The following is a 252-nucleotide window of genomic DNA, read 5'->3' as shown; positions in this document are numbered from 1 at the left end:
CTCCAGCAGCTGCTGTTCTCGATGGGTGTGCTGGTGGTGATCCTGCTCGGCTACGGGCAGATGCCCACCTGGTCGTGGCTGCTGGTCATCCCGGCGCTGCTGCTCCAGTTCGTCTTCAACACCGGCCTGGCGATGGCCATGGCCCGGCTGGGCAGCAAGACCCCGGACCTGGCGCAGCTGATGCCGTTCATCATGCGGACGTGGATGTATGCGTCGGGCGTGATGTTCAGCATCGACCTGATCCTCAAGGGC

1 protein-coding gene is annotated in these 252 nt (G+C 64.3%); it reads left to right on the top strand.

Annotation, left to right across the window (positions count from 1 at the left end):
- A partial coding sequence (locus IF67_RS0138560; protein WP_030993732.1) for an ABC transporter permease occupies window positions 1-252 on the top strand: 252 nt, incomplete at both ends.

Origin of the sequence: Streptomyces sp. NRRL S-1813 (genome assembly GCF_000719605.1) — a bacterium.
Taxonomy (GTDB): domain Bacteria; phylum Actinomycetota; class Actinomycetes; order Streptomycetales; family Streptomycetaceae; genus Streptomyces; species Streptomyces decoyicus.
The sequence above is the reverse complement of the archived record's forward strand: the minus strand, read 5'-3'. Positions and strand labels throughout refer to the sequence as shown.